At 39.0% G+C, this 6,970-nt stretch carries 4 protein-coding genes; all 4 read right to left on the bottom strand.

Annotated features, from left to right (window positions below; translation table 11 throughout):
- Window positions 1–72: 72 nt before the first annotated feature.
- Window positions 73–1,290, bottom strand: coding sequence for an argininosuccinate synthase (locus GHC26_RS11410; protein WP_163971406.1), 1,218 nt, complete (start codon window positions 1,288–1,290; stop codon window positions 73–75).
- 81 nt (window positions 1,291–1,371) lie between these two features.
- Entirely contained in the window at window positions 1,372–2,331 is a 960-nt protein-coding gene (gene argF, locus GHC26_RS11415) for an ornithine carbamoyltransferase (protein ID WP_163971407.1), read from the bottom strand.
- Entirely contained in the window at window positions 2,331–5,564 is a 3,234-nt protein-coding gene (carB, locus tag GHC26_RS11420; RefSeq protein ID WP_163971408.1) for a carbamoyl-phosphate synthase (glutamine-hydrolyzing) large subunit, read from the bottom strand. Before carB ends, argF begins: the two co-directional genes overlap by 1 nt.
- Window positions 5,551–6,633, bottom strand: a complete 1,083-nt coding sequence (locus GHC26_RS11425) for a carbamoyl phosphate synthase small subunit (protein WP_163971409.1) — start codon at window positions 6,631–6,633, stop codon at window positions 5,551–5,553. Before GHC26_RS11425 ends, carB begins: the two co-directional genes overlap by 14 nt.
- Window positions 6,634–6,970 lie beyond the last annotated feature (337 nt).

Here is a 6,970-nt window from a genome sequence, read left to right on the forward strand (position 1 = left end):
ACAGATGTCGCACTTATGCCCTGGTGAAAGCGTAGTGTATTTCCGAAGCGATAGGCTAAACACTTAAATTTTCTATGATTTGGCAGGTACTTCTTTTTTAGCTGCGACTTGTGATTGTACTTGGGTGGATAAACCCCATAGCTTGATAAATCCAACGGCAGCATGGTGGTCAAACATATCACCTTTTGAATAGGTTGCTAGTTCTTCGTTATATAGACTATTGTCTGATTGTCTTGCTACGACAGTTTGGTTACCTTTCCAAAGCTTTACTTTCACTTTCCCATTAACGCTTTTTTGTGTTTCGTCGACAAAGGCTTCTAGTGCATTCCGTAATGGGGAATACCATAGGCCATCATAGATTAATTGAGTCATCTTCTGCTCCAATTGTGCTTTGTATTGGGATACTTCTTTTGTTAATGTTAAAAATTCCAACTCTTTATGTGCATTGATCAAAATTAAAGCAGCTGGATTTTCATATACCTCTCTCGCTTTAATCCCTACTAATCTATTTTCAATATGGTCAATTCTGCCTACACCATGCTTTCCACCTATTGTATTCAGCTGTTGGATCATCTCGACAAAGTTTAATGACTGACCATTTAATAAAACAGGCTCACCGTTAGCAAATGCAATCTCTACATATTCTGGTTCATCTGGTGCATCTGCAATGGATGCTGTCCAATCAAATGCCTCTTCAGGCGCTTCTTTCCATGTATCTTCTAACACACCTGCTTCACACGCTCTTCCCCAAATGTTTGCATCAATCGAGTATGGTTTTTCTAAATTCACAGGTACTGGAATATTCTTTTCCTTTGCATAGGCAATTTCTTCATCCCGGTTCATCCCCCACTCACGTACTGGTGCAATAACTTCTAAATCTGGATTCAATGCTTTAATTGACACTTCAAAACGGACTTGATCATTGCCTTTGCCAGTACAGCCATGTGCTACTGCCACAGCTCCTTCTTCTTCAGCAACTTCTACTAAAAGTTTCGCAATTAACGGTCTAGATAGTGCAGAAGATAATGGGTATTTCCCTTCATATAAACAATTTCCTTTTAAGGCAGGTAATAAATATCCTTTGGCAAGTAATTCTTTTGCATCAATGATGACTGCTTTTTCTGCACCTACTTCTAATGCTTTCTCTTTAATTGCTTCTAAATCTTTTCCTTCTCCTACTTCTAACCCTAATGCAATCACATCATACCCATAATTTTCTTGGATCCATTTAATCGAAACGGATGTATCTAATCCTCCAGAATAAGCCAGAACAACTTTTCCTTTACTCATATAAACCTCTCCCTTTATGAATTTTTATTGAACCACGCGTATTTTTATACATCCACAACACAATTAGCAATAGATAGTCCATTATACTCCCATTAACGCTTTCATTAATGCTTTTTGCGCATGCAAGCGATTTTCTGCTTCATCAAACACTACTGAATGCTTCCCATCGATTACATCGGCTGTTACTTCTTCCCCACGATGTGCAGGTAAACAGTGTAAAAATAAATAATCAGGTTTTGCATAGCTAGTAAGTTCTTGATTGACTTGAAAGGCAGAAAAAATACTTTTGCGTGCTTCCGCTTCCCCTTCTTCCCCCATACTAGCCCATACATCTGTTACAACAATATCAGCATCCTTTATTGCCTCTGTTGGATGGTCATACATTTCGATACTTGTACCTTGCTGTGCAGCTACCTTTTGGGCATTTTTTAATATAGCTGGATTTGGCTCATATCCACCGGGACTAGCTAGTGTCATCTCAATTCCACATAATGCTGCACCTTCTAATAAGGAATGGGTCATATTATTATTCCCATCCCCTATGTAGCACAGCTTCAATCCTCTTAGTTTTCCTTTTTTCTCATAAATCGTCATCAAGTCAGCTAATACTTGGGTTGGATGATGAGGATCAGTAAGTCCATTAATAACAGGAACATCTGAGTGTTTAGCGAATTCCTCGATTGTTTCATGGGCAAAGGTTCGGATCATGAGGCCATCCACATACCTTGATAATACCTTAGCCGTATCCGCTATCGTCTCTCCTCTCTCCAATTGAATATCTCTTGAACTTAAAAACAGTGCATCTCCACCTAATTGTTTCATTCCAACTTCAAATGAAACGCGGGTCCTCGTGGATGATTTTTCAAAGATCATTCCTAATGTTTTCCCTTGCAAGTGGTGGTGGAACAACCCTTTCTGTTGTTCCCTTTTTAATACAATAGCGTCCTCGATCAGCCCCTTTATTTCTTCTTGTGTTAAATCTGTGATCCGTAATAAATGCTTTGTCGATAATGACGGCTTTTGTTTATTTTGTACTGTCATTATACGTTCCTCACTTTCTCTTTGGATACAAAATCCGTTAATGACCTCGGTATAACATCAAACTCTTCATCCCAGCTCCAATCTAGTACAGCTTGTAATGTTTGCAAACTAGTAAAGTATGGAATTTGATGTCGAACAGAAAGCTCTCTTATATAAAAACCTAACGTCTCCTTTTCACGGCCTTGTGTTGGGATATTTAATACTATATCCGGTTTTTGGGACTGCCAATTTGCCAAAACCGCACCCTTCTTATTTGGAATAGCCGTAACGGAAATCCCTTTATCCTGCAAGAAAGCTGCTGTTCCCTCTGTAGCACAAATCACAGCACCACAATCCTTTAACTGCTTCATGAGTGGAAGGCTTTCTTCTTTTAACCGATCGGCTATTGATACAAAAACATGTAAAGTCTCCTCTTGATTCACAGTCCACACACGATTCGGTAAAGCTTTTTGGAATGCTAGCTCTTTTGTCGTATCCATTCCAATTACCTCACCAGTCGACTTCATCTCAGGTCCAAGGACATGATCTACATCCTTTAACTTACCTGCCGAGAAAATAGGCGCTTTTACTGTATAAAAATCTGGCTCTGGCAAAAGGTTAGTCTCTGTTGTTATCGTGTTAAGATCTTTTCCTAATTGCGCCATTACCGCCCACTCAACCATTGGAATACCTGTAACTTTACTCATAATCGGCACAGTTCTAGAGGATCGCGGATTCACTTCCAGGACATAAATGGTATCTCCATCAATAACGAATTGGATATTCATCATCCCAATAATTGGGACTGTACGGCTAATTTTTTGAGCGATATCGATCATTCGTTCCTTCATGTCCTCCGTTAGCTCTACCGGTGGAAATACGGTAACACTATCACCAGAATGGACTCCGGCTTTTTCAATATGTTCGAAAATACCTGGTACGACAATTGATTCCCCATCAGAAATAATATCCATTTCGCATTCGATACCTGGAATATATTGATCTATTAAAATTGGCCAGCAACGATCATTTGTATCGATTTGTATTCGATTTACATAATGGATTAATTCCGCTTCATTATGGCAAACAAACATCGATTGACCACCTATAACATATGAAGGGCGAATTAATACTGGATAGCCTAATTCATGTGCCGACACTTTAAGTTCATCTGCTTCGCTAACAATGTGTCCTTTGATATGGGCAATATCTAATTGTTCCAAAATATTATAAAACTGTTCTCGATCTTCCATTTGATCAATATGCTCTGGTGCAGTACCTAACACTTGGATTCCTTCTTCTTTTAACGCATTCGCTAAATTGATTGCAGTTTGACCTCCAAATTGGATCAATACCCCTACTACTTGCTCCTTTTCAATAACACCTAACACATCTTCTAAAGCAAGTGGTTCGAAGTATAATCGGTCCGCAATCGAATAATCCGTACTGACAGTTTCTGGGTTATTATTGATAACGACCACTTCATACCCCATTTTTTTAACGGCTAAGGCTGCATGAACCGAACAATAATCAAACTCTACGCCTTGACCAATCCGAATTGGACCAGAACCTAACACTAGTATTTTTTCCCGATTGGTTTCTGTGCTCACTTCATCATAACCATTCCATGTAGAGTAATAATAAGGGGTAATGGCATCAAATTCCCCTGCACATGTATCCACTAACTTAAACACACGGTTGATCCCATTATATTTACAAGCATCACGAATTGTTTTAACGTCTGTACCGACAAGCTCAGCAATACGAGCATCACTAATATTAAAACGCTTCGCCTGTTTCACGACTTCAAACGATACATCTGGCCATGTATAGGTAGCTAACGTTCTTTCACACTGGACAATCCGCTCCATTTTTCGTAAAAACCAGTAATCGATTTCAGTCCATTTTATTAATGTAGCTAGAGACATCTCACGATTAAATGCTTCGACAATCGCAAATAAACGTAAGTCATTTGGTGTTTTTAATAGTTCGCGCAACTCTAAGTTGGACTTTTCCTGCATCCCTGGCCAGTGCAATGTTGTCACATTCATTTCGAGTGAACGAACTGCCTTATTAAGAGCACCTTCAAATGTCCGATCAATGGCCATCACTTCTCCTGTCGCCTTCATTTGGGTACCTAATGTACGATCTGCTTCTGTAAATTTATCAAACGGAAAACGAGGTAATTTAACGACCACATAATCTAAAGCTGGTTCAAAGGATGCGTACGTATTGCCTGTAATGGGATTTGATATTTCATCTAATGGAAACCCTATCGCACATTTCGTAGCGATCCGTGCAATCGGATAACCAGTTGCTTTAGAAGCTAACGCAGAAGACCGACTCACTCTTGGGTTCACTTCAATAATGCAATATTCATTAGACAATGGATCAAGTGCAAATTGAATATTACAGCCTCCTACTACATCCAAAGCACGAATCACCTTTAATGAGGCGGATCGTAATAATTGATATTGCACATCTGATAAGGTTTGAGATGGTGCTACAACCATTGAATCACCTGTATGGACTCCAACTGGATCGACATTTTCCATGTTACAAACAATCACACATGTATCATTTGCATCTCGCATGACCTCATATTCGACTTCTTTCCAGCCTTTAATACTTTTTTCAACGAGCACCTGATGAATTGGACTTAACGTTAACCCATTTGACAGTAGATCAATAAAATCTGCCTCATTTTCAGCAAATCCGCCCCCTTCCCCACCAAGGGTATAGGCTGGTCGTAAAATGACAGGAAAGCCAATGTCCTCGATAAATGCTAACCCTTCTTCGACTGTTTCCACGATTTTTGAATCTGCAATAGGTTCCCCAATATCAAGCATTAATTGCCGAAATTTTTCTCGATCTTCTCCTCGTTTAATTGATTCTATGGATGTTCCTAATAACTCCACATCATAGGTTGCTAGAATTCCCTTTTCTGCTAACTCTACTGTGAGGTTTAATCCGGTTTGCCCACCTAAGGTTCCAATTAACCCATCTGGTTGTTCTATTGCCATAATCTTTTCAATAGAATCCACGTTAAGTGGTTCCATATAGACACGATCTGCAATTGTTTTATCTGTCATAATCGTCGCTGGATTATTATTTACTAATATAACTTCAATACCCTCTTCTTTTAGTGCCAAACAAGCTTGTGTACCCGCATAATCAAACTCGGCTGCCTGACCAATGACAATCGGTCCAGATCCGATCACAAGCACTTTTTGGATCGATTTATGCTTCGACATAAGTTCCTCCCCTTGATAAGATTACCTGTTGAATAAAATGATTAAAGATAAATTCTGTATCACTTGGTCCTGGATGGGCCTCAGGATGGAATTGCACCGATTGAACTGGAAGCATCCAGTGTCTAATTCCTTCTAAGGTCCGATCATTTACATTACGAAAAGTAATTTGAAATTGTTGTGGGTCTATACTCTCTTCCAACACAACATAGCCATGATTTTGCGATGTCATATGCACTTTCCCTGTTGATACGTCCTTAACAGGGTGATTGGATCCACGATGACCAAAAGGCATTTTTTTCGTTTTACCACCATATGCCAACGCAATTAATTGATGACCTAAACAAATACCAAGTGTTGGATAGGTTTTTGTGATTGCTTTTACAGTTGGTAAGAAAGCCAACAATTCCATTGGATCTCCTGGTCCGTTACTGATCAGGACACCATCTGGATCCATTGCCTGAATGTCCTCAAATGATGTATGATACGGAACGATGGTCACCTTACAATTTTCCTGTAGTAACGCATCTAAGATTGACTTTTTAAAACCAAAATCCACTAAAACCACATGAAAAGTGCCATCTCCATAAGATTCTATGCTTGTAACAGCAGCATGTTTCACTAAATCTAAACTATTTTTGTACTCCCATCTATGTGTCGATTGTGAAGCTTCTTTTACTAATTTCCCCTTAACGGTTTGATGCTTCCGAATTGCATTAACAAGTGATCGAGTATCTACATTTTGCAAACCCGGAATATTCGCTTGCTTTAGTTCTTCTGAAAAGGAAGAAGTAGATTGATAGTGACTTGGTTCCTCACAAATATCGCTTGTAATCACTGCGGATACTGCAATATGTTTACTTTCTACATCATCTTTATTCATTCCATAGTTTCCAACAATTGGATAGCAAAATGTTAAAAGCTGACCAGTGTAGGAAGGATCTGTTAGCATCTCTTGATATCCTGTCATACTTGTATTGAAGACCACTTCGCCACTGATTTCCCGTTCAGCTCCTATCCAGTCTCCCTCAAAGGTCTCCCCTGTTTCCAACACAAGATACCCTTTTGTCATGCTGTATCACCTCAATAAGAAATATGCTTTCGAATTTTTAAATTATTCATATTATAAAACCTTTACACGATATATACAAGTATAAATATTAATTTATATACATTTTTATGCAAAAAAATGTATTTTGTTCTTTAAAAATAGATATTTTCACATACTTTATTTGTTTTTATTACTCATAATCCATATAATACGCAATAGTTTAACTTATGAATACCGCTACGGAAATACACTTCGCTTTCGGCGGGGGAGTGGTGAGCCTCCTCGGGATAGCGCCCTGTGGGGTCTCACCGATCTCCTACTTCCCGCAGGAGTCTACGTGTTTTTCCTCCGCTAGATT

The organism is Oceanobacillus halotolerans, assembly GCF_010993955.1.
Taxonomy (GTDB): Bacteria; Bacillota; Bacilli; order Bacillales; family Amphibacillaceae; genus Oceanibacillus_A; species Oceanibacillus_A halotolerans.

What these genes read in the sequence shown, in the direction of transcription:
- GHC26_RS11410 (WP_163971406.1), bottom strand. Translation starts at nt 1,290, where the DNA reads ATGAGTAAAGGAAAAGTTGTTCTGGCTTATTCTGGAGGATTAGATACA.
- argF (WP_163971407.1), bottom strand. Translation starts at nt 2,331, where the DNA reads ATGACAGTACAAAATAAACAAAAGCCGTCATTATCGACAAAGCATTTA.
- carB (WP_163971408.1), bottom strand. Translation starts at nt 5,564, where the DNA reads ATGTCGAAGCATAAATCGATCCAAAAAGTGCTTGTGATCGGATCTGGA.
- GHC26_RS11425 (WP_163971409.1), bottom strand. Translation starts at nt 6,633, where the DNA reads ATGACAAAAGGGTATCTTGTGTTGGAAACAGGGGAGACCTTTGAGGGA.